At 71.3% G+C, this 21,901-nt stretch carries 15 protein-coding genes; 7 read left to right on the top strand and 8 right to left on the bottom strand.

Features of this window, described 5'->3' with window-relative positions; all coding sequences use genetic code 11:
• Positions 1–58: 58 nt before the first annotated feature.
• Positions 59–859, top strand: a complete 801-nt coding sequence (truA, locus tag F4560_RS29380) for a tRNA pseudouridine(38-40) synthase TruA (RefSeq protein WP_312869551.1) — start codon at positions 59–61, stop codon at positions 857–859.
• Here truA and F4560_RS29375 read toward each other — a convergent pair.
• Both F4560_RS29375 and F4560_RS29370 read right to left on the bottom strand, forming a co-directional pair.
• Positions 816–1,754, bottom strand: coding sequence for a lysylphosphatidylglycerol synthase transmembrane domain-containing protein (locus tag F4560_RS29375; RefSeq protein WP_184925456.1), 939 nt, complete (start codon positions 1,752–1,754; stop codon positions 816–818). The genes truA and F4560_RS29375 overlap by 44 nt on opposite strands.
• A complete protein-coding gene (locus tag F4560_RS29370; RefSeq protein WP_312869550.1) occupies positions 1,751–2,497 on the bottom strand; it encodes a PIG-L deacetylase family protein in 747 nt (248 codons plus the stop codon). Before F4560_RS29370 ends, F4560_RS29375 begins: the two co-directional genes overlap by 4 nt.
• 43 nt (positions 2,498–2,540) lie before the next feature.
• On the opposite strand from F4560_RS29370, the gene F4560_RS29365 reads away from it, so the two are divergent.
• A complete protein-coding gene (locus tag F4560_RS29365; protein ID WP_312869876.1) occupies positions 2,541–3,614 on the top strand; it encodes a glycosyltransferase family 4 protein in 1,074 nt (357 codons plus the stop codon).
• 6 nt (positions 3,615–3,620) lie between these two features.
• On the opposite strand, the gene F4560_RS29360 is transcribed toward F4560_RS29365, so the two are convergent.
• From F4560_RS29360 to eccE, 4 genes are all read right to left on the bottom strand, one after another.
• Positions 3,621–4,196, bottom strand: a complete 576-nt coding sequence (locus F4560_RS29360; RefSeq protein WP_184925451.1) for a Uma2 family endonuclease — start codon at positions 4,194–4,196, stop codon at positions 3,621–3,623.
• 138 nt (positions 4,197–4,334) lie between these two features.
• Positions 4,335–5,897 (bottom strand): S8 family peptidase, encoded by a 1,563-nt coding sequence (locus F4560_RS29355; RefSeq protein ID WP_184925447.1) that lies wholly within the window; start codon positions 5,895–5,897, stop codon positions 4,335–4,337.
• A gap of 256 nt (positions 5,898–6,153) precedes the next feature.
• A complete protein-coding gene (locus F4560_RS29350; protein WP_184925445.1) occupies positions 6,154–6,876 on the bottom strand; it encodes a hypothetical protein in 723 nt (240 codons plus the stop codon).
• Complete coding sequence (eccE, locus tag F4560_RS29345) at positions 6,873–8,168, bottom strand: type VII secretion protein EccE (RefSeq protein ID WP_184925442.1); 1,296 nt, start codon at positions 8,166–8,168, stop codon at positions 6,873–6,875. Before eccE ends, F4560_RS29350 begins: the two co-directional genes overlap by 4 nt.
• 171 nt (positions 8,169–8,339) lie before the next feature.
• Between eccE and eccB the strand changes: the two genes are divergently transcribed.
• Genes eccB through F4560_RS29330 form a run of 3 tightly spaced genes read left to right on the top strand, consistent with a single transcriptional unit; the run spans position 8,340 to position 11,478 of the window.
• Positions 8,340–9,977: a type VII secretion protein EccB gene (gene eccB, locus F4560_RS29340; protein WP_184925439.1), complete on the top strand. Its 1,638-nt coding sequence runs from the start codon at positions 8,340–8,342 to the stop codon at positions 9,975–9,977.
• A 59-nt stretch (positions 9,978–10,036) separates the two neighbouring features.
• Positions 10,037–10,405: a DUF2563 family protein gene (locus F4560_RS29335; RefSeq protein ID WP_184925436.1), complete on the top strand. Its 369-nt coding sequence runs from the start codon at positions 10,037–10,039 to the stop codon at positions 10,403–10,405.
• On the top strand, positions 10,405–11,478 hold the full coding sequence (locus tag F4560_RS29330) for a WXG100 family type VII secretion target (RefSeq protein ID WP_184925433.1): 1,074 nt from the start codon (positions 10,405–10,407) through the stop codon (positions 11,476–11,478). Before F4560_RS29335 ends, F4560_RS29330 begins: the two co-directional genes overlap by 1 nt.
• A gap of 82 nt (positions 11,479–11,560) precedes the next feature.
• Here F4560_RS29330 and mycP read toward each other — a convergent pair whose 3' ends face one another.
• The gene (gene mycP, locus F4560_RS29325; RefSeq protein ID WP_184925430.1) at positions 11,561–12,991 is read right to left on the bottom strand and encodes a type VII secretion-associated serine protease mycosin; all 1,431 of its coding nucleotides are present in this window, start codon (positions 12,989–12,991) and stop codon (positions 11,561–11,563) included.
• Between the two features lie 7 nt (positions 12,992–12,998).
• Positions 12,999–14,393, bottom strand: coding sequence for a type VII secretion integral membrane protein EccD (eccD, locus tag F4560_RS29320; RefSeq protein WP_184925427.1), 1,395 nt, complete (start codon positions 14,391–14,393; stop codon positions 12,999–13,001).
• Positions 14,394–14,697: 304 nt separating this feature from the next.
• Between eccD and eccCa the strand changes: the two genes are divergently transcribed.
• Complete coding sequence (gene eccCa / locus F4560_RS29315) at positions 14,698–18,702, top strand: type VII secretion protein EccCa (RefSeq protein WP_184925424.1); 4,005 nt, start codon at positions 14,698–14,700, stop codon at positions 18,700–18,702.
• Positions 18,703–19,130: 428 nt separating this feature from the next.
• Positions 19,131–21,890, top strand: coding sequence for an AfsR/SARP family transcriptional regulator (locus F4560_RS29310; RefSeq protein WP_184925421.1), 2,760 nt, complete (start codon positions 19,131–19,133; stop codon positions 21,888–21,890).
• The last annotated feature ends 11 nt before the right edge of the window (positions 21,891–21,901 follow it).

Here is a 21,901-nt window from a genome sequence, read left to right as displayed (position 1 = left end):
GGACGCGCCCTTCGCCGACGAGCCCGTCGTTCCCGCTGGGGACGACGGGCTCGTTCGTGTGCGACTGGACCTGGCGTACGACGGCACGGACTTCTCCGGGTGGGCGCGGCAGCCCGACCGCCGGACGGTCTGCGGCGTGCTGGAGGACACCATGTCGACGGTGCTGCGCGAGGACGTGCAGCTGACCGTGGCGGGCCGGACGGACGCCGGTGTGCACGCGTCCGGGCAGGTGGCGCACGTCGACCTGAAGTCCGATGTGGACGTCGCCGGACTGCCCAAGCGCTTGGCGCGGGCGCTGCCGGCGGATGTGCGGGTGTTCTCGGCGCGGGTGGTGCCGGCCGCGTTCGACGCGCGGTTCACCGCGTTGCGCCGGCACTACGAGTACCGGGTCACCGACGCCGCTTTCGGCGCGCACCCGTTGCGGCGGCTGGACACGCTGGCCTGGCCGCGTCCGCTGTCGCTCGACGCGTTGAACGCCGCGTCGGAGTTGTTGTTAGGGGAACAGGACTTCTGCGCGTTCTGCCGGAGGCGCGAGGGTGCGACGACGATCCGTGAGCTGCAACGCCTGGAGTGGGTGCGGGACGGTGACGTGCTGACCGCTTTCGTGTCCGCGGACGCGTTCTGCCACTCGATGGTGCGCAGCCTGGTCGGGGCGCTGCTCGCGGTGGGCGAGGGGCGCAAGCCGGTGGCCTGGCCCGCGTCGCTGCTGTCGCTGACCGCGCGGTCGAGCGAGGTCACGGTGGCGCCGCCGCACGGGTTGTCGCTGGTCCGGGTCGACTACCCGGCGGACGACGAGCTGGCCGCGCGGGCCGCCGTCACCCGGAACGTGCGCGTCGCGCAGACCAGCCGAGCCACGTGACGGCGCCGAGCGGTATCTCCACCAGGTAGGTGAAGAACGCGAACAGCAGCACGCCCGCGACGGCCGGTGCGGCCGGTGTGCCGAGGCTGACCAGCAGCGCGATGGTGCCGTTCTCGGTGATCCCGAACCCGCCGGGCGTGATCACGGCGAGGGTGAGCAGCCGGCTGACCGCGAACGCCGCGATGGTCGGCCCCGGTCCCAGGTGGACGCCCGCGGCGGCCAGGCACCACCACAGCAGCATGCCTTGGAACAGCAGGTAGGCGAGCATGCCGGCGGTGAGCTGGGGCCAGCGGTCCCGGACGATCCGCCCGGTTTCCCGGCGCAGCCGCAGCAGGAACCGGGTGGCCCGGCCGCCGAGTAGCCGTCCCAGCCATCGCAGGCGGATGAACACGATCACGGCCGCCGGCAGGCCGATGGCGGTGGTGACGGTCGCGGCCAGGACTCCGTTGCCCAGCACGACGGCGCCTTGCACGGTCAGGGCGATGATCGGCAGTGCAGCTCGGGACAGGGTGTTCCAGAGGCCGCTGACGATCGCCGAGGTCGTGATCGCCCGTGCGGAGTGGCCCCAGCTCGACGCCATCACGGCCGTCAGCGCCACGCCGGCCGCGCCGCCGAACGGCAGCACGTTGCTGATCGCGCTGCCCGCCGCGTTCAGCGTGAACGCCTGGGTGTTGCGCAGGCCGGGCAGCGATCCGGTGAGCACGTAGGTGTAGGCCCAGAGGCCGGCCAGCCACAGGATCGTCAGCCAGAGCGCCATTCCGGGGCCGACGTGGCGCAGTTGGTCGCCGACGGCCGTCCACGTGACGCCGCCGACGGCGGGCGCCAAGGCGATCACCAGCCACGCCGCCAAGCCGAGTGACGTCAGCGACGCGCCCAGCCGGAACCACCGCTTCATCGGGCGCGCAATCGTTTGCGTTCCACGTACCACTCGGTGCCCAGCACCACCTTGAACAGTGGCGGCGGCAGGGTGAGCAGCGCGGCGAGGGTTCTGGTCGACTCGCCGCCGGTGGTCTGGGTGGTGTGCGCCGCCATCGCCGCCCGCTTCACGCGCGCGTACCGCCGCACGTCCACCGAGTGGGTGATCTCGTGGCGTGCGGTGAAGGCGTGCTCGAACGGGGCCAGGTCGAACTCGCGGACCAGCCGGGCGAGCTTGAGGCCGCGCAGGAGCAGGGTGCGGTCGACGGTCGCCTCCCAGACGCGGGGTGTGCCGGCGAGTTCGGCGGCCAGCGTGCCGACGCGGTGGACCTGGACGTGGTCGGGGTGCCCGTAGCCGCCGTTGGGGTCGTAGGTGGTGACCAGGTCGGCGCGTTCCTCGTGCAGGAGTTCGGCGAGCTTCCCGGCGGCGTCGGCCACGTCGGCGTGGGCGAACCCGTCGTCGCTGTCCTGGCCCGACAGACCGGAGTCGGCGTATCCCAGGAACTCCACGCGTGCCGCGCCGAGCACCCGGGCCGACGCGTGTGCCTCTCTGGTGCGGACGGCGCCGAGGTCGGTGTGCCGCGCGCTCAACCCCCGTTCACCGGCGGTGGCGACGACCAGCACCACCCGGTGGCCTTCCGCGGCGAGGCGCGCCATCGTGCCGCCCGTCAGCAGGGCTTCGTCGTCGGGGTGGGCGTGGAAGAAGACGCACGTTCGGCTCACGGGTGCAAGAGTGTCAGTTGGTCCGTTCGGCGGCTTGACGGGAGTGCACTTGTCGATCATCCACGTCACCGACTGCTTCCTCCCGCGCTTGGGCGGGATCGAGGTGCAGGTCGCGGGTCTGGCCGGGGCGCAGGCGTTGTGCGGTGAGGAAGTGCACGTGGTGACCGCGACGAGGCTCGCCGCGCCGGGTGACGGGTACTCGGTGCACCGGATCGCGGTACGGGCGCCGTGGGACCTGCCGGTGCACCCGCGGGCGGGCTCGCACCTCGACCGGGTGATCGTCCCGCTGGCGCCGTCGGCCGTGTACGTGCACGTCGGGGCCATTTCACCGTTCGCGTGGTCGGGGGTGCGGTCGGCGTTGCGGCTGGGGTTGCCGACGGTGGTCGTGGTGCACAGCATGTGGGACCCGGTGGTGCAGTGGTGTTATCGGGTGCTGGACCGGTTCGCGCCGTGGAGTTCCGCGCCGCTGACGTTGGCGGCGGTGAGCCGTGCGGCGGCGGACCGGATGCGGGAGGCGGTGCCCGGGATCTCGGTGGGGGTGGTGCCGAACGGGATCACGCCGTCGTGGTGGCGGGGGATTCCGACGCAGCGGCAGGACGACGTGGTGCACGTGGTGTCGGTGGGTCGGCTTGCGGCGCGGAAGGAGCCGATGGCGTTGCTGAAGGCGTTGCGCGCGGTTCGGGTGGATGTGCCGTTGCGGGCGACGTTGGCGGGTGCGGGGCCGGAGATGGCGGTGTTGCGCCGGTACGTCGAGCGGCACGGGATGGGGTGGGTCGGCCTGCCGGGTCGGCTGGACCGGCAGGGGGTGGGGCGCCTGCTGGCGGGGGCGGACGTGTTCGTGAACCCGGCGGGGCAGGAGGCGTTCGGGCTGGCGGCGTTGGAGGCGCGGACGGCGGGGGTGCCGGTGATCGCGCGGCCGAGGACGGGGGTGGCGGACTTCGTGCGTGACGGGGTGGAAGGGCTGCTCACCGATGACCTGGCCGCCGGGATCACGCGGCTGGTGGTGCAGCGGGAGGAGCGTTTCCGGATCGCCGAGCACAACCGTGCGACCGAACCGACCCACTGCACCTGGCCGCGGGTGTTGGAGGCGCTGCGCTCGTGTTCGGCGCGGGTGTGAGGGTCGTCAGAAGACGAGGTCGGTCAGGTCGACCGTGATCGGGACGGGTGCCGCCATGATCGTCACCGGACCTGCGGTGTGGACCACCTGCTCGACCACGTAGTGCTCACCGTTCAGCCGTTGCGCGGTGAGCTTCAGCTCGTGGAGATCGTTCTTCTGGTCGATCGTCCACACGTACGGCACGCCCGCCGAGGCGTAGGCGGCTGTCTTCGCATCCCGCTCGGCGCGCGTGTTGCCGGGTGACCACACCTCGACCGCCAGCAGAATTGCCTCGGCGGGGAAGGCTACGTCCGCCTGCCTGTCAACGATTACGACGTCGGGGATCAGGCCCGTCCGCGAGGCGGAGGAGATCTTCACGTTCACCGCGGGAACGGCGCGCAGGTCGTTGCGCCCGGCCGCGCGAATCGCGTTGCGGATCTGCACTGCCAGCTCGAAGGCGACCAGCTGGTGTCCGTAGGACGGTGCGGGTGACACGTGGAAATGCCCCAGAATCAGCTCGGTGCGTGACCCGTCCTCCGAAGGGGGCAGAGCCAACCACTCCTCGACCGTGTGTGGGCCGACCGGGTGGAGAGCTGCGGACATGGCTACACCTCCAGGATCGACTGATTATTACCGTGCCACAATCCCGCTGGGGCGATACCCACCCTGAACAGGTGAAACATGGCGCGGCCCCTCACCGGCGGGAGGGGTGAGGGGCCGCTGGGGGTGGTGGTTCGGGGGTTAGAGGTCGAGGGTCCAGGTGTCGATGTAGCCGGTGTCCTGGCCGTAGGCGTCACGCACGCGCAGCTGCCAGGTGCCGTTGGCGTTCTCCGCCGACAGGTTCACCGTGTACTTCGCGTCGACGTTGTCCGCACCGTCCGTACCGGACTGCACCTTCAGCTGCTTGACCGCACCGCTCGGCGTCACCAGGTCGATCACCAGGTCACCCCGGTACGTGTGCTTGACGTGCACCTCGACCGTGGCCGCCGCACCGGCCTTGCCACCGCAGTCGGTCACCGCGATCGGGCTGTACGCCACACCCAGGTCCGGCACGGCCACGTCGGTCGCGTTGGTCTTGGCCGTGCACCCACCGGGCGGCGGGGTGGACTCGCCGACCAGGCGCAGCAACTTGTTCGGCGAACCGGTGCCCGCGTTGCCGACCACGCCGTTCGTCGCGCCGTTCACCAGGGCGTCCCGCACCTGCTGCGGCGTCGCCGTGGGGTTCGCGGCCAGGTAGACGGCCGCCGCGCCGACCACGTGCGGCGTCGCCATGGACGTGCCGCTGATCGTGTTGGTGGCGGTGTCGTTGGTGTGCCACGCCGACGTGATGGACGAGCCCGGCGCGAAGATGTCCAGGCAGGTGCCGATGTTGGAGAACGACGACCGGGCGTCGGTGTTGGTCGTGGAGCCGACCGTGATCGCCTCCAGGGTGCGCGCCGGGGTCGTGTTGCACGCATTGGCGCCGTTGTCGTTGCCCGCCGCGAGCCCGTACGTCACGCCGGACGCGATGGAGTTGCGCACGGCCTGATCGACCGTCGCGTCCGCGCCGCCACCCAGCGACATGTTCGCGACCGCCGGCTTGACCGCGTTCGCCGTCACCCAGTCGATCCCCGCGATGACGCCCGCGTACGTGCCGGAGCCCGCGCAGTTCAGCACCCGCACGCCGACGAGCTTGGCCTTCTTGGCCACGCCGTACGCGCCACCGCCGACAGTGCCCGCCACGTGCGTGCCGTGGCCGTTGCAGTCGGAGGCGTCGTTGTCGTTGTCGACGGTGTCCCGACCGGTCACGGCGCGACCGCCGAAGTCCGTGTGGGAGAACCGGATGCCCGTGTCGATGATGTAGGCGGTGACGCCTTCGCCCTCGTTCGGGTACGTGTAGGAGTTGTCCAGCGGCAGGGCTGCCTGGTCGATCCGGTCCAGGCCCCACGACGGGGTCGGCGCCTGCGTGCCGGAGATCGTCACCTCGCCGTCCTGCTGCACGTACGACACGGACGGGTCGGCGGCCAGCTTGCGGGCCTGCGCCTCGGTCATGGTGGCGGAGAAGCCCCGCAGCGCACGTGAGTACGTGTGCCGCACCTTCGCCTCGTACTTGCCGCTCAACGCGTCCACGCTGCTCGTGCTCGTGTCCTTGAGCACGACGATGTAGCTGTCCTTCACGGAGTTCGGCGCGCCCAACCCGAGGATGGCGCCCTCCTCGGCGGCGGACGTGAAGGTGGTCAGTGCGGCCGTCACCGCGAACGCCGTACCCGTCGCCAGCCCGACACCGGCCAACCGTTTCGTCCAGGACGCGCGAACGTCTCCCATGGCAGGGGGTCTCCTCTTCGCAGGGTGGTGCCGGACGGTGTCACCGCGAAACCGTCCGGACACGGTGAGTTGTTCCTAGTTCGCCCTGCGGGTGAGGCGCAATGATTTGCCGGCAATAACCGGCGAACGGATCGTCCACAGATTTTGTCGGCGTGTGAACGCATTACTGCGCAGAGTGACTGGACCGGTTGTGAAAAATGTGCCCCCGGACAATCGTCCAGGGGCACATCCGACACACATCGGTGCTGTTGAGCGGTCAGTCGCCGCGGCGGACCGCGCCCAGGATCTGCTGCTCACCGGGAGTGGTGACCAGCCGCAACGGCCGCCACAGGTTCGTGCCGAGCGCGATCACCTGGTCGTCCTTGAGCGTGGTGAGCTGGTGCGCCATCTGCGGCGGCAGTCGCCAGATCTGGGACGCCAACTGCGCCTGCCCGAGCGGCAACCGCTGGAGCAGCACCAGGTCGGCGGAATTCGCGGTGTTCGCCGCCTGCGGGTGCAAATAGGGCAACACGTACATGGTGGTCTGCCACGGCGACCGGGGCGGAAACAGCTCCTGCGGCACGTGGCCGCCGTCGTGCACGACCAGCAGCGGGCTGTCCTCGGACGGCCGCGGCAGCTCCACCGGGCTCAGCCGGCGCAACTGCACCAGCGGCGAGGGACGGCCGTCGGGGCCCGCGCCTGCCGCGCGCACCACCGGCTGCCACGCCGCCGGACGGCCCGTCGCGATGGTGATCCACGCGCCCGTCGCCATCGCCCGCAACGCGATCTGCCGGGCCAGGTACAGCCCGCCGACCACGACCATGCGGGTCGGCGCGGACCGCAGCACCGAGATCGTCAGCGGCTCACCCTGGAGGCCCGAGCCGAGCACCATGCCGCCGCGGTCGCCCGACGGGCTCACCACGTCCAGCAGCTGCGGTGACACCAGGAACTCCGGCGCCACGCCCCTGCTCTGCGAGTTCAGCAGTCGGGAGTTGCTCACGCCACACCTCCCAGCGGCAGCGTCGCGGCCAGCCCGGCGACCTGGAGGCCGTTCAACGGGGTCAGCGTGATGTCGAGCTTGTCGGACAGCGCCTTGAGCCGGCCGTCCGCGCGGTCCAGTTCGGACGGTGTCCGCGCGCTGACCCGCACCATGCCGCGCAGGCCGACCTGGCCCTGCTCGCTGCTCGGCGAGATCGTCATGGACAGCGTCGAGGACAGCGCGCGCACGCCGGTAAGCGCGTTCAGGTTGTTCCGCATGCCCTTGGCGGGCCAGCCGGTGATCGCGTAGCTGGCGTGGCCGACGCCGCCCGCCGTCACACCGGACCACTTCTCCCGCAGCGACACCGACTTGTTCGCACCGGCCACCGAGGTCAGCTCGGCCGCCGAGATGCCCGCCCGGATCAGCTCGTCCGGGTCGAGCGGGCGGATGGACACGCCCGTCGACTCCAGCGCGTTGCGCACCCGGGACAGCGCGCCGATCAACGCCCGGTGCGCGCCGACGACGCCGCCGCCGCGTTCCTTGATCGCCGCCGCGCACCGCCGGGGGTCCAGCCGCACCGCGATCCACGTGGTCCGGCGGGCCGCCGCGGGCAGCGGGCCGAGCACTTCCAGGTACGAGTTGAGCGCGGGCGAGTTCACCGGCAGCGCCGCGCTGCCCGGGTAGCAGTGCCAGATCACCGAGATCGCGTCCAGCACCACACCGCGGTCTTCCAACGTCGGCGCGAGCGCGCCCAGCGGCAACGACGGCGCGCTGCCCACCGCGGTGATCAGACCCGGCGCCGGGTCGACCAGCAGCACGGCGGTCCACGCGCCCTGGTGCCAGGCCATGCCCAGCGGACGGCGTTCGTGGTCGACGCCCCTGGCCACCACCAGGTCCGGCACCGCGAGGCGCAGCAACGCCACCCGCGGGTCGTCCGGGCCGATGACCGAGGACTCCTCCTCCGACGGCGGCTTCATCTCCACCGGGCCGCTGCGCTTGGCCGTGCGGCTGTGCGAGCGGAAGCTGTAACGGACCACGAGGCCGATCCACTGGGTCAGCCAGCGACCCCGTGACCTGGTGAACGCGAGGATCAACGCGATCAGCACGATCCCGCCCCCGATGTACATGTGCACGGGCTCGATCCCGTCGCCGGTGGCGCCGATCGCCAGCAGGACCAGGGCGATGGCGACGCCGACCTCCAGCACGACCACGTTGGCGACCGGCAGCGCGCCCAGGCTCGCGCCCGTGGTGCGGCGCCGTGCCCGGAGCAGCGCGGCGCGCACGGCGCCACCTGCGGCCTGCGCGCGTGCCATGGCGGGGTTGGGTGGGCCCGGATGTGGGGTGGTCACGGACATCCGCTCTGGTTCTCTTTCCGTCGGCGTGCGCCGGGTGGACCGACCGGGTCTGACCAACCCGCACACGGACCACCCGCCGTCCGGCTATCGTGCAGACCGTACCGCGACTGGGAGAGCAGCGAGCCGAGAATGGCATCAACACCCACCACCAAGTCACAGGTCCAGGCCTACCGCTTCGTGCTGCGCAGGATGCAGTCCGCCCTGGTTCGCAGAGACGCGGTGATGCTGCACGACCCGATGCGCACCCACTCGCGCGCGACCGCGGTGGGCGTCCTGCTGGGCATCGTCGGGATGATCGGGTTCCTCATCTTCGGCTTCTTCTCGCCGAACCCGCAGCTCGGCGGTGACACGAAGATCGCCATCTCCAAGGAGACGGGCCAGGTCTACGTCGTCAGCGAACTCGGCGGGACGAAGACGCTGATCCCGATGACGAACCTGGCGTCCGCGCGGCTGCTGCTGTTGCAGCAGCAGACCGCGGACCAGGGGTCGGTCGGCGGCGGCGACGCGGCGGCGGGCGCGGTGAACCAGGCGGCGCCGGAGGCCGCGGGCGGCGCGCCGAAACTGGTCAGCGAGAAGGCGTTGTCGAAGCTGCCCAAGGGTCGGTTGACCGGTATCCCGGACGGCCCGGACGTGCTGCCCAAGCCGGCGGACCGGATCGGTTCGGACTGGTCCGTGTGCGACACGCTGCACTTGGACGAGGCGCTGAACGACCCGGCGGCGCCGGGCAAGTTCACCACCACCGTGCTGGCCGGGATCAGCGGCGGCGGCGACCCGCTCGACGGCAACCGCGCCCTGCTGGTGCGCGTGGGCACGGACGACAAGCAGGCGTACCTGATCTACAAGGCGCCGGTGAACTCCAAGATCACCTCGACCTCCACGGTGCGTGCGAAGGTCGACTTGGGCGACGAGAAGGTCCGCAACGCGTTGAACCTGGCGAACAAGCCGCCGCGGGCGATCAGCAGCGGTCTGCTCAACGCGATCCCCGAGGCGAAGCCTTTGGTGGCGCCCGAGATCGCGGGCCGCGGCCAGAAGGTGACGTACATCACCAGGACGACCGACCTGAAGGTCGGCGGCGTGATCGAGGTCCGCCGCGCCGGCGCAGGTTCCGAGTTCCACGTGCTGCTGAAGGACGGCATCCAGAGGGTCAGCCGGGCCGCGGCCGACCTGCTCCGCGCGGCCTACGCGCAGGGCGATCCGAAGCTCGTGGACATCGCGGACATCAACAACGCGCCGACCACCGAGCAGCTCGACTTCTCCGACTACCCGCCGGACGTGCCGGAGGTGTTGGACGCCAACCAGAACAACCGGGTGGTCTGCCTCGGCTGGCAGGCGAAGGACGTCACGTCGGACAACAAGTCGCAGCACACCAAGGTGACCATCGCGCCGTCGCTGCCGATCCCGGCCGGCACCCGGCCGGTGTCCATCAACCAGGTCGGCGCGACCGGCGAGGTCGTCAGCGAGTTCGTGATGATGCCCGGCAAGGCGGCCGTGGTGCGCAGCGCGACGTCCACCCAGGACTTCGGCAGCGGCCCGATCCACCTGATCACCGGGCGCGGCGTGAAGTACGGCATCCCGGACAAGACGACGAGCGGCGCGCTGGGCTTGGGCGGGGACGGGTTCGCGCCCGGACCGGAGTCGATCCTGCGCCTGCTGCCCAACGGGCCGCAGCTCAACCGCAACGAGGCCGCCCGCAGCTGGGACTCCATCCCGGCGCCGAAGGGCAACAGCCTGCTGCCCGAGGAGCAGGCGAAGAAGCAGGGCAGCTGACCCCGTTCGGCGGAACCGGCGTGGGCCGGATCCCGTCATAGGGTGCGGGAGGTGTCGTGGTGAACGAGGTCACACGCAGGCCCGCGATCGCGGCGACGGGCACCGGGAAGGTGTCGGTCGACCCGCGCTGGCTGGAGCTGTACGCGAAGCGCGTCGACGAGGCGGCCGAGGAGCTGACCCGTGCGCGGGCCGAGCTGCGGGAGGATCCGGTGCGCCCGCAGAGCTTCGGCGAGCTGGGGCGGACGCTGCGCAACGCCGAGGCGTACGGCCGGGCCGCGGCGATGCTGAACCAGCAGCTCGACCGGGCGTGCGAGGTGCTGACGTCGGCGGCGAAGGGGCTGCACGAGGTGGCCGAGCACTACGGCGCGCAGGACGACGAAGCGGTCGCGATGATCAAGGCCGTGGAACGCCGGACGGGGACGCTCTGATGCGGGGCAAGGACGGCAACCAGATCGCCGCGGCGGTCGGGCCGGAGCTGGACTACCTGTCCGGGATCAGCCGGCGGCTCGGCGTGCGCGATCTCGTGGCGGACTACTTCACGCCCGTCGTCGGCGACTGGAACGACCTGCACGACGAGGCCGAGCGCTGGCGCAAGGCCGGGCTCGTCGCCGAGCACGTGACGCGCGACCTGACCAAGCCGCTGGGCAAGCTGGACTCGGCGTGGCAGGGCAAGGACGCGGACTCGTTCGTGGAGCACATGCAGAAGGTCGGTCTGGCCGGGCACGACATGTCCGACGCGATGCACGCGATGGGCGAGGCGCTGGACCACACCGCCGAGGGCATCCGCGACATCGTCGAGGACATGTCCCGGGTGTTCGCCGAGGCGGCCGACACGGTGTCCGGCGCGGCGGCGTTGCCGGTGGACGGCGACCGGCGCGTGATGGAGGCGTTGGACGAGCTGCACGACCCGGCGAAGGAGCTGCACGAGTCGGTGCGCGACGTGCTGGAGGCGTTCCTCCGGCTGTGCGACGGGGTTTCCGGTTCGGCGGACTTCGCCGACGTGAAGATGGAGCACAAGTACCCCGAGCAGAACTGGACGTTCACGGAGCCGGCGAAGCCGACCGTGCCACAGCCCCCGGCCACCCCGCCGGCCGAGACCAAGCCGGCCGCTGCCGGCGGTGGTGCCGGTTCGGGTTCCGGTGGCGGCATGCCGGGTGGCGGTGGCGGCGGCGTCCCTGGTGGTGGCGGTGGTGTGCCCGGTGGTGTGCCCGGTGGGGACGCGCCGGATCGCATGCAGCAGGGCGGGTCGACGGCGGTGTCCGAGCCCCGTCCCCTGGACCAGGGCGCCCGTCCGGCCGCGGCGGCCGCGGGTCCGTCCGGTCCGGCGTCCGCCGGTGCGGGCGGCGGGATGATGGGCGGCATGGGGATGATGGGCGGCGCGGGCGGCGGTCAGCAGGGCGGCGACAAGGAGCACAAGTCGAAGGTCCAGCTGGCGGGCTCGACCGAGCAGGTCTTCGGCAAGCCCAAGAAGTCCGCCCCGCCGGTGCTGGGCGAGGACTGAGCGCGGACAACAAGCGCGGACAACTGAGCGCCGACAACAAGAAGGGCCGCCCGATGGGGGCGGCCCTTCTGTCGTTCGTGGACTAGATCGACGAGCGTCGCACCGGGACGGTGGCTCGCTTGTCCCGGTTGCGGCTGACGGTGTGCACGATGAACAGCGTCAGCAGCAGGAGCCCGACGCCCGCGCCCGTGCCGGACAGCGCCACGATCATCGGCGCGTTGTTCGGCGGGTCCGGCGGGTCCAGGGTCGTCAGCAGCTGCTTGGGCGCCGCGGGCTTCGCGCCCTCGCGCTCGGACGGCAGCTCGGCCGTCAGCGCCGCCACCGGGTTGATGATCCCGTAGCCGACCTTGTGGTCCCGGCCGTTCGGGTTGCCCGGGTGCTGTGCGGTGGACTTGATCCGGTCCATCACCTGGTGCGCGTTCAGGTGCGGGAAGCGTTCCCGCACCAGCGCGACCACGCCCGCCACGTACGGCGACGCGAAGCTGGTGCCCTGGATGGGGGTGGGCTGCCCGTTGGCGTTGGTGGTGGCGTCGGTCAGGCCGTTGCCGGCGGGGTCGAGCGTGACGATGTCCTCGCCCGGCGCGGCCACGCTGACCCACGGTCCCCACACGGAGAACGACGACACATCGCCGTTGATGTTCACCGACCCGACGGACAGCACGTTGTCGGCGTACCACGGCGGTGACGCGACGACCTTGACGTTCTTCGGGTCCTGGTTGTCGTTCTGCGCCCCGCACCCGCCTTCCTGGCCGAGGTTGCCCGCCGCGGTCACGATGACGACGTCCTTGTCCTTCACCGCCCAGTCGATCGCGGCCTGGAGTTCGCGTTCCGGGTTGCTGGGCTCACTCGGCGCCGCGCACGACGTCAGCGAGATGTTGATGACCTTCGCGCCCCTGGTCGCGGAGGTCACGATGGCCTGCGCCAGGGTGCCGACCTTGCCCGCGGTCGCCCGGTTGTCGACGTTGCCCGGGTCCTTGTACTCGTAGTTGTCGCTGGTCTGCCTGATCGCCAGCAAGCTCGCGTCGGGTGCGGCGCCCACGAAACCGGTCTCGTCGTCCCGGCTCGCCGCCGCCACGCCCGCGACCTCGGTGCCGTGGCCGTCGCAGTCGACGACCCCCTTTTCGGCGGTCTCCACGTAGTCACCACCCGGCGTGACCCGGCCGGCGAGCCGCGGGTGCTTGTCGTTGACGCCGGTGTCGATGATCGCCAGCATGACGCCCTTGCCGGTGGCGAAGCGGTGCGCTTCCTCCAGCCGGAGCTGCATCTGGCCCCAGGGCTTGCGCGGGATCCGCTTGTCACCCGTGCCCGAGGTGATGCACTGGGTCTTCTTCTTGTAGTCGACGTCTTCCCTGGGGTCCGCGAACCCCCTGAGGAAGTTCCTGTCGACGGGCGGCGGCTGCGAGTTCGGCCGGCTGTCCTGGTTCTTGGTCGTGGTCGGCTGCGCGTACGCGCCGGGCGCGCTCACGAGCGTGACCGTCACCGCGGCCAGCGCGGCGATCCTTCGGATGCGCATCAGGGCCTCACGCGGGGATGAGCTGGCGCATGGCCACGTAGAGGTCCATCACCGCCAGCGCCAGCGGCAGCACCGCGGCGATCAGGATGGCCTCCAGCACGTCGACCGTGCGCCGCAGCACCGGGGAGAACTTCTGGCTGGGGAAGATCACGCCGAGCACCAGCGCGCCCGCGCCGAGCACGACGAGGGTGCCGAACACCCACAGCAGCCGGTCGCCCGGAGAGGACTGCACCAGCCACCCCAGCAGCACGCCCGCGCCCGCGACCATGCCGCTGGCCAGCAGCGCCACCGCCTGCGCGCCGTTCGCGTAGGACCGGCCGCGCAGCAGCAGAACCAGCGTCACCACGATCGCCAGCAGCGGGCCCCAGATGGAGCCGTTGCCCGCGGCGATCACGGCGAACAGGGCGGCGATGCCGCCGCAGCCGATGATCATGCCGGTCAGGTACTCGTGCGCGTTCGCCGTGCGCCGCTCGATGACGGAGTACTCCGGGAAGCCGGTGTCCTCCTTGAGGTCCTCGGCACTGCCCGGAACGGTCGGCAGCGGCAGCTTGGCCAGCTGGATGGTGAGTCGGGGCAGCGCGGACAGCATCGCCAGCGAGACGGCCGTGGTCGCCGCCGCGATGCCGTGCATCGGGTGGTCGACGAAGATGCCGATCAGGAACGCGATGGCGCTCAGCGCGCCGGCCGTGGCGGCGGCGATGAACACCGTGATGCCCCGGCCGATCAGCATGATCGCGGCCGAGGCGAAGATCAGCACCAGCACGCTGGCCAGCAGCAGGCTCGGCCGTTCGAGCGGGCCGGGCACGATGTAGAGGCCCGCGACGTACGCCATCGGCAGGCCGCCGGCCGCGGCGATGAGCACGCCCGTGCCGGTCGCGTTGTAGGACCGCGCCACGACGGCGCCCGCGGCCAGCGCCGCGATGGCCACCACGCCCGCCGCGATGGCCGGCCCGAGGTTGCCGCCGCCGCCGAACGGACCGGCCATCAGCACCGCGACCGCGGCCGTGATCAGGGCCAACGCGCCCGCGAGGTGGCCGTAGCGCCGGGCCGTGTCCTTGGTCCACGGGCGGAAGCTGTCCGGGTCGGACTCGGCGATCGCGTCGACCACGTCGTCGTACAGCGGTGGCGGCGGGTTCTCGTTGCGCTTGCGCAACTGGAGCAGCTCGCCGTCGACCACGCCGAGCGACGCGAGCGTGCGGCTGGGGTCCAGCGGGCTGTCGCCCAGCTTGGCCAGCGCCCACCCGCCGTGTCGCACGCCACCGTCCGGAGTGGCCTCTTTGGCCATGTCCAGCAGCATCGGCAGCAGGTCGGCCACCGCCACGTCGGCCGGCAGCGCGACGTCGATACGCGTTCGCGGCGCAACCACCGTCACCCTGCTGAACACCGTCGTACCGGTCGCCACCAGCGCCCCCTAAGTCATGAGTGTGTGCTTGTGGGTCCGTCCAGGACCCTATTGGTCCGGTCGGACGTGCTTCGGTCCGCCCCATCGGAGCGGACACAGTATGGCCTCAGCGGACGCCCCGGCAGGGCCGTTCCGCACAACAGGTTGGGACGCGGATTTCACCGACCCCCCGCCGTGCGGGCTTCCGATGCGACATAGTGTCGGTTGCCACGGGTGGAGCGCACCGCTGGTGGCCCACCCGTCTGCCCGGTCCTCCGGGTCGGGAGGATCGCAACGGGATCGACGCTGAAGAGGTGCCTGTCAGGTGAGCACGCTGCAATTCAAGCGCACGGCACGCCTCGCCGCTCCCCGTCCGCCGGGCGGTGAGGTCCACCTCGAACCGCCACCCGAGGTGCCCCGGGTCATCCCCGGCAACATCATGATGAAGGCGTTGCCGGTCGTCATGATCGTGTCGTCCGTCGGGATGATGGTGCTGATGTTCCAGTCCAGCGCCCGCAGCCCGGCGGCGATGATCATGCCGGGCATGATGCTGATCTCGACCATCGGCATGATGGCGGGCGGCATGGGCGGCGGCAAGGGCCAGAAGAAGGCCGAGATGAACGAGGACCGCAAGGACTACCTGCGGTACCTCGGTCAGATGCGGGACCGCGCCCGTGAGGCCGCGAACGAGCAGCGCGCCGAGCGCGAGTGGGTCCACCCCGACCCGCAGATGCTGTGGTCCCTGGCCACCACCCGGCGGATGTGGGAACGCCGGCAGAACGACCCCGACTTCTGCCACCTGCGCGCGGGCCGCGGCTCGCAGCGGCTGGCCACCCGGCTCGTGCCGCCGCAGACCGGTCCGGTCGAGGAGCTGGAGCCGATCGCGACGCTGGCGCTGCGCCGGTTCGTGCGCGCCCACTCGCTGGTCCCCGACCTGCCGATCTCCATCGCGCTGCGCGGCTTCGCCGCCGTCGGCCTGCTCGGCGACATCGAGGAGAAGCGCGGCCTCGCCCGTGCGCTGCTGGCCCAGATGGCGACCTTCCACTCACCGGACGACCTGCTGATCGCGGTCGTCACCACCGGCCGCACCAAGGCCCAGTGGGAGTGGATGAAGTGGCTGCCGCACGTGCAGCACCCGCAGATCGTGGACGGCATCGGCCAGATGCGGATGATGGCGAGCTCGCTGGCCGAGGTCGAGCAGATGCTGGACGAGCAGTTGCGCGACCGGCAGCGGTTCACCCGCAACGCGCCGCCGCCCGCCGACCAGCCGCACATCGTGATCGTGATCGACGACGGCGACGTCACCCGGGAAGAGCAGATCATCCTGGAAGAGGGCCTGGTCGGCGTCACGCTGCTGGACCTGTCCGAGTCGCTGGGCAACCTGACCGCCCGCCGCGGCCTGCGGCTGGTGATCGAGGACGGCAAGCTCGGCGCGCGCAGCGCGAGCGGTGTCGAGTGGTTCGGCGGGCCGGACTGGCTGAGCGTGGTCGAGGCCGAGGCGCTGGCCCGGCGGATCTCGCCGTACCGGATCGGCGGCGTGGACGCGGGCGGCAGCGACGAGGACCCGCTGTCGATGAGCAACAACCCGCCGCTGCTGGAGTTCCTGGGCATCCCCGGCGACCCGATGACCTTCGACGTGCAGGGCGCGTGGCGGCCACGGCCGGTGCGCGACCGCTACCGGGTGCCGTTCGGCATCGGCGAGTTCGGTCAGCAGGTCGAGCTGGACATCAAGGAAGCGGCGATGGAGGGCATGGGCCCGCACGGCCTGTGCATCGGCGCGACCGGTTCCGGCAAGTCCGAGTTCCTGCGCACGCTGGTGCTGGGCATGCTGGCCACGCACTCGTCGACCTCGCTCAACATGATCCTGGTCGACTTCAAGGGTGGCGCGACGTTCCTCGGCCTGGACAAGGCGCCGCACGTCGCCGCGACGATCACCAACCTGGCCGGAGACCTGACCCTGGTCGACCGGATGAAGGACGCCATCGCGGGCGAGGTGTCCCGGCGGCAGGAAGTGCTCGCCAAGGGCAACTACAAGAACGTGTGGGACTACGAGAAGGCCCGTGAGAACGGCGCCGACCTCGACCCGCTGCCGGCGTTGTTCATCTGCATCGACGAGTTCTCCGAGATGCTGACGGCGAAGCCGGACTTCATCGACATCTTCCTCCAGATCGGTCGTGTCGGCCGGTCGCTCCAGATGCACATGCTGCTGGCCTCGCAGCGCCTCGAAGAGGGCAAGCTGCGCGGTCTGGACACGTTCCTGTCGTACCGGATCGGTCTGAAGACGTTCTCGGCGGCCGAGTCGCGTGCCGCGATCGGTGTGCCGGACGCCTACGAGCTGCCGCCCATCCCGGGTTCCGGGTACCTGGGCGTGCAGGGCTCGCCGCTGACGCGGTTCAAGGCGCTGTACGTGTCCGGCCCGTTCCGGCCCGCCGGGTTGCAGGTCGCGGGCCCGTCCGCGCCGGTGAGCAGCGACAAGCGGCCCCGGTACTTCGTGCCGGACTACATCGAGATCCCCAAGGAGCCGGTCCGGCCGCTCGAACCGGTCAAGCAGGAGAAGAAGGAAGACGACAGCAACGAGCCGTCCGAGCTGGAAGTCATCGTCGAACGCCTGGTGGGCCAGGGCCCGCCGGCGCACGAGGTGTGGCTGCCGCCGCTCAGCGACCCGCCGTCGTTGGACACCCTGCTGCCACCGTTGCAGGCCACCGAGGACCGCGGTCTGACCGCGCCCGGGTTCTTCTCCAACGGCAAGCTCCAGGTGCCGCTCGGCGTGGTGGACAAGCCGTTCGAACAGCGGCGCGACCTGCTGTGGGCGGACTTCTCCGGTGCGTCCGGCCACGGCGCGTTCGTCGGCGGTCCGCAGTCGGGCAAGTCGATGATGCTGCGGACCCTGGTCACGTCCATGGCGTTGACGCACACCCCCGAGGAAGTGCAGTTCTACTGCCTCGACCTCGGTGGCGGCACGCTCGCCGCGTTCGAGAACCTGCCGCACGTCGGTGGTTTCGCCAGCCGGTTGGACGTGGACAAGGCGCGCCGGATGGTGGCCGAGCTGTCGGGCCTGATCGCCGAGCGCGAGCAGCGGTTCCGGGCGCAGGGCATCGACTCGATGGTCGAGTTCCGCAACCGCAAGCGGCGCGGCGAGATCCGCGACGACAACTTCGGTGACGCGTTCCTGCTGGTCGACGGCTGGATGAACTTCCGGCAGGAGTTCGAGGCGCTGGAGCCGATGGTGCAGGCGCTGGCCGCGCAGGGTCTGTCGTACGGCGTGCACGTGGTCGTGGCGGCGAACCGGTGGGCGGAGATCCGGCCCGCGATGAAGGACCTGCTCGGCACCCGGTTCGAGCTGCGCCTCGGTGACCCCAGCGAGTCCGAGGTGGACCGCAAGGTCGCGGTCAACATCCCGGCCGGCCGGCCGGGTCGCGGTCTGTCGCCGCAGAAGCTGCACTTCCTGACCTCGCTGCCGCGCATCGACGCGTCCTCGGACGCGGAGAACGTGGCCGCCGGCGTGCAGGACATGATCGCCAAGGTCAACGCCGCGTGGCGCGGCAAGCGCGCGCCGCAGGTCCGGTTGCTGCCCGACGTGCTGCCCTACGGCGACTTCATGGGCCAGATCCAGCAGGCCCGCCCGAACCGGGGCCACCTGGTGCCGGTCGGCGTCAACGAGGACGAGCTGGCGCCGGTGTACCTGGACTTCGACGCCGACCCGCACTTCATGTGCCTGGCCGACGGCGAGTCCGGCAAGACCAACCTGCTGCGCACGATCGTGCGCGGCATCATGACCAGTTACACCTCGTCCGAGGCGCTGATCATGCTGGTCGACTACCGGCGCACGATGCTCGGCTACATCGAGACGGACCACCTGCTGTCCTACGCGGTGTCGTCGGCGCAGCTCACGGACATGATCAAGGACGTGCGGGGCTCGATGGTGGGCCGGCTGCCCGGTCCGGACGTCACCCAGGACCAGTTGAAGAACCGCTCCTGGTGGAAGGGCCCCGAGCTGTTCGTGGTCGTGGACGACTACGACCTGGTCGCGCCGCAGGGCGGGCAGAACCCGTTGCAGCCGCTGGCGGAGTTCATCCCGCAGGCCAAGGACGTCGGTCTGCACGTCATCGCGGTGCGCCGCATGGGTGGCGCGTCGCGGGCGATGTACGACCCGATCCTGGGCAAGCTGAAGGAGATCTCGGCGCCGATCATGGTGGGCTCCGGTTCGAAGGAGGAGGGCGCCATCGTGGGCAACCTCAAGGCGTCGCCGCAGCCTCCCGGCCGGGGCACGCTGGTCACCCGCAAGCTGGGTCAGCAGCGCATCCAGGTCGCCTGGATCGACCCCGAGTAGTCCCCGGACACCGTGGAAGGCCCTGCTTCGGCGGGGCCTTTCGCGTTTCGCGGAGTTTCGGGCGTTCCGGGTGCCGCCGTGCTGCCTTGGGTTTTTTGGGCGTTTTAGGCGGTTTTGGCGTTCTGGCGTCGAAGGTTCGGAGTTTCGCGCTGAGCGGACGGAGGGTGCGCGCCCGGGCGTCGGCCCGTGGTGAACGCCGGTCACTGTGCCGGGCGCCTCTCACATTCGCCTCACGGTGACCTCTCCGATGGCGGCTCGCTGCTCTATGCTCCGGCCTGCATGTGACGGAAGTGGCGGTGGCGACGCACTCCGCGTAGTGGGAATCCCGGGGGTGAGGTGCCGCTGGGAACGCTCCCGGTGAGCATCCCTCACAAGCGGGCCACGGTCGCCTCACCGGGCGTGCCGCGGCCGGACCGAGGGGGAGGCGCGTGAAGACTGAGTTCAAGGTGCTCGGGCCCCTTGAGGTCTGGCACGGCGGCAGGCAGGTGCCACTGCCGACGGGCAAGGCGCGGGTGCTGCTGGCCAGCCTGCTGCTGCGCGCCGGCCGCGTGGTCCCGATGGACGACCTCGTCGACCGGCTGTGGGACGGCCGGTCGGTGAACCCGGCCCGCACCAGGGCGACCCTGCACATGGTGGTCACGCGGCTGCGCCAGTCGCTCGGCGCGGCGAACGTGGTGCGGACGGCCACCGGCGGGTACGCGGCGGACGTGCCGCCGGGCGCGCTGGACCTGCACCGGTTCCGCGACCTGGTCGGCCGGGACCGGTTCACCGAGGCGCTCGACCTGTGGCGGGGCGCGCCGCTGTCGGACGTGCCGTCGGACGTGCTGCACGGCGAGGACGTGGTGCCGCTGCTGGAGGAACGCCTCGACGCGCTGGAACGCAGGCTCGACGCCGACCTGGCCGCGGGCCGGGCCGCCGAGGTGGTGCCGGAGTTGCGTTCGCTGACCCGCGAGCACCCGTTGCGGGAACGGTTCTGGGGTCAGCTGATGGAGGCGCTGTCCAGATCGGACCGGCAGGCCGAGGCGCTGGCCGCCTACCGCTCGGTCGCCGAGTTGCTGGCCGAGCAGCTTGGCGTCGACCCGGGCCCGCGGTTGCAGGAGCTGCACCAGCGGATCCTCACCGCCGCACCGGACATCACCGTGCGCACGCCGAACTCGCCGAACGGGTCGGGCACGCCCGCGCCGCGGCAGCTGCCGATGCACACGCGGTTCTTCGTCGGGCGCGAGCACGAGCTGAACGCGTTGTGGGCGCTGCTGGACACGTCTCCGGCGGGCGGCACGGTGGTGATCTCCGCGATCAACGGCACGGCGGGCGTCGGCAAGACGACGTTGGCATTGCACTGGGCGGGGCAGAGCCGCAACCGGTTCCCCGACGGCCAGCTCTACGTGAACCTGCGCGGGTTCGACCCGACCGGCGTGCCGATGAGCCCGGACGAGGCGTTGCGCGGCTTCCTCGGGGCGTTGGGGGTGGCACGGGACAGGGTTCCGTCCGGGTTGGACGAGAAGGTCGGGCTGTACCGGAGCCTGCTGGCGGAGCGCCGGGTGCTGGTGGTGCTGGACAACGCCGCGGACAGCGAGCAGGTGCGCCCGCTGCTGCCCAGCGGTTCGCGCTGCCTGGCGCTGGTGACCAGCCGGAACCAGCTCGACGGGCTGGTGGTGCGCGAGGGCGCGCGGCCGTTGCCGCTGGACGTGCTGTCGGACGAGGACGCGACGGCGCTGCTGGAGCGGCAGCTCGGCCGGGAGCGGGTGGCCGCGGAGCCGGACGCGGTGCGCGAGCTGATCGGGCACTGCGCGGGCCTGCCGTTGGCGCTGTCGGTGGTCGCGGCTCGGGCGGCGGCGCACCCGGACTTCCGGCTGCGGGCGTTGGCGGGCGAGCTGGCCGACGAGCGGACCCGGCTGGAAGCGCTGGACACGGGGGACGCGACGGCCAGCGTCAAGACGGTGTTCTCCTGGTCCTACGAGCGGCTGAGCCCGCCGGCGGCCCGGATGTTCCTGCTGCTCGGCGTGCACGCCGGCCGGGAGGTGTCGATACCGGCGGCGGCGAGCCTGTCCGGTGTGCCCCCGCGCGAGGCCCGTCGGCTGATGGGCGAGCTGAGCCGGCTGCACCTGATCTCGGAGCAGGTGCCGGGCCGCTTCGCGTTGCACGACCTGGTGCACGCGTGCGCCCGTGATCTCGCTGTTGCGCATGAGGACCAGAGCGGTCTGCGTGACGCCATGCGCCGGGTGCTCGACCACTACCTGCACACCGCCAACAACGCCGACCGGCTGCTGTACTCGCAGCGTGAGGAGATCGCGTTCGCCGATCCGGCGCCCGGCGTGGTCGTGCCGGAGCTGACCGAGCGGGCCGACGCGCTGGCGTGGTTCCAGATCGAGCACGGGTCGCTGATGGCCGCGGTCGGTCACGCCGCCGCGCACGGTTTCGACACGCACGCCTGGCAGCTGGCGTGGACCACCACGGCGTTCGCCCGGCTGCGCTCGTTCTGGCACGAGCAGGCGAGGTGCCTGGAGATCGCGTTGGCCGCGGCGAAGCGGCTGGACGACCGGGTCGCGCTGGCCTCGACGCACCGCGGCCTGGGCCGGATCATGATCCCGCTGCGCCGGTTCGCCGCGTCCGAGGCCAACCTGACCGCGGCGCTGGAGCTGGCCCGGGAGTTGGGCGACCGGCAGAGCCAGGCGCACATCCACCGCCACCTCGCCGGCCTGTACGAGGCGGCGGACCGGCTGCACGACGCCCTGCACCACGCGGAGCAGGCACTGGAGGTGTTCGAGGCGCTGGGTGATCGCGCGGGCACGGCCAGGGCGCTGAACGCCGTCGGCTGGGCCAGGGCGATGCTCGGCGAGGACCTGCACCGCGCGTTGGCCGACTGCGGCCGGGCCCTGGTGCTGTTCCGCGAGGTGAACGACGTGCTGGCGGAGGCCGCGACGTGGGACAGCCTCGGCTACATCCACCACCGCATGCACGACCTGGCCGAGGCCGTCCGCTGCTACCAGGCGGCGCTGCCGAGGTACCGGGAGAGCGGCGACCGCTACGAGGAGGCCGCGACGCTCGAACGGCTCGGCGACACGTACGTGGTGGCCGGTGACCACGACGCGGCGCGTGCGGTGTGGCAGGAGGCGTTGGTGATCCTGGACGACTTGGGCCACGGCACCGCGGAGTCCGTGCGGGTGAAAGTGGACGGTCTGCCGTGACGACTGCTGTT

This window comes from Saccharothrix ecbatanensis (assembly GCF_014205015.1).
In the GTDB taxonomy this organism is placed as follows: domain Bacteria; phylum Actinomycetota; class Actinomycetes; order Mycobacteriales; family Pseudonocardiaceae; genus Actinosynnema; species Actinosynnema ecbatanense.
Note: the sequence above shows the minus strand (reverse complement) of the source record. Positions and strands in the feature narration are given on the sequence as shown.

Bases quoted from the DNA above. Each gene is read 5' to 3' on its own strand.
- F4560_RS29375 (WP_184925456.1), bottom strand. From the start codon at position 1,754: ATGAAGCGGTGGTTCCGGCTGGGCGCGTCGCTGACGTCACTCGGCTTG.
- F4560_RS29360 (WP_184925451.1), bottom strand. From the start codon at position 4,196: ATGTCCGCAGCTCTCCACCCGGTCGGCCCACACACGGTCGAGGAGTGG.
- F4560_RS29355 (WP_184925447.1), bottom strand. From the start codon at position 5,897: ATGGGAGACGTTCGCGCGTCCTGGACGAAACGGTTGGCCGGTGTCGGG.
- eccE (WP_184925442.1), bottom strand. From the start codon at position 8,168: ATGGCACGCGCGCAGGCCGCAGGTGGCGCCGTGCGCGCCGCGCTGCTC.
- eccB (WP_184925439.1), top strand. From the start codon at position 8,340: ATGGCATCAACACCCACCACCAAGTCACAGGTCCAGGCCTACCGCTTC.
- F4560_RS29330 (WP_184925433.1), top strand. From the start codon at position 10,405: ATGCGGGGCAAGGACGGCAACCAGATCGCCGCGGCGGTCGGGCCGGAG.
- mycP (WP_184925430.1), bottom strand. From the start codon at position 12,991: ATGCGCATCCGAAGGATCGCCGCGCTGGCCGCGGTGACGGTCACGCTC.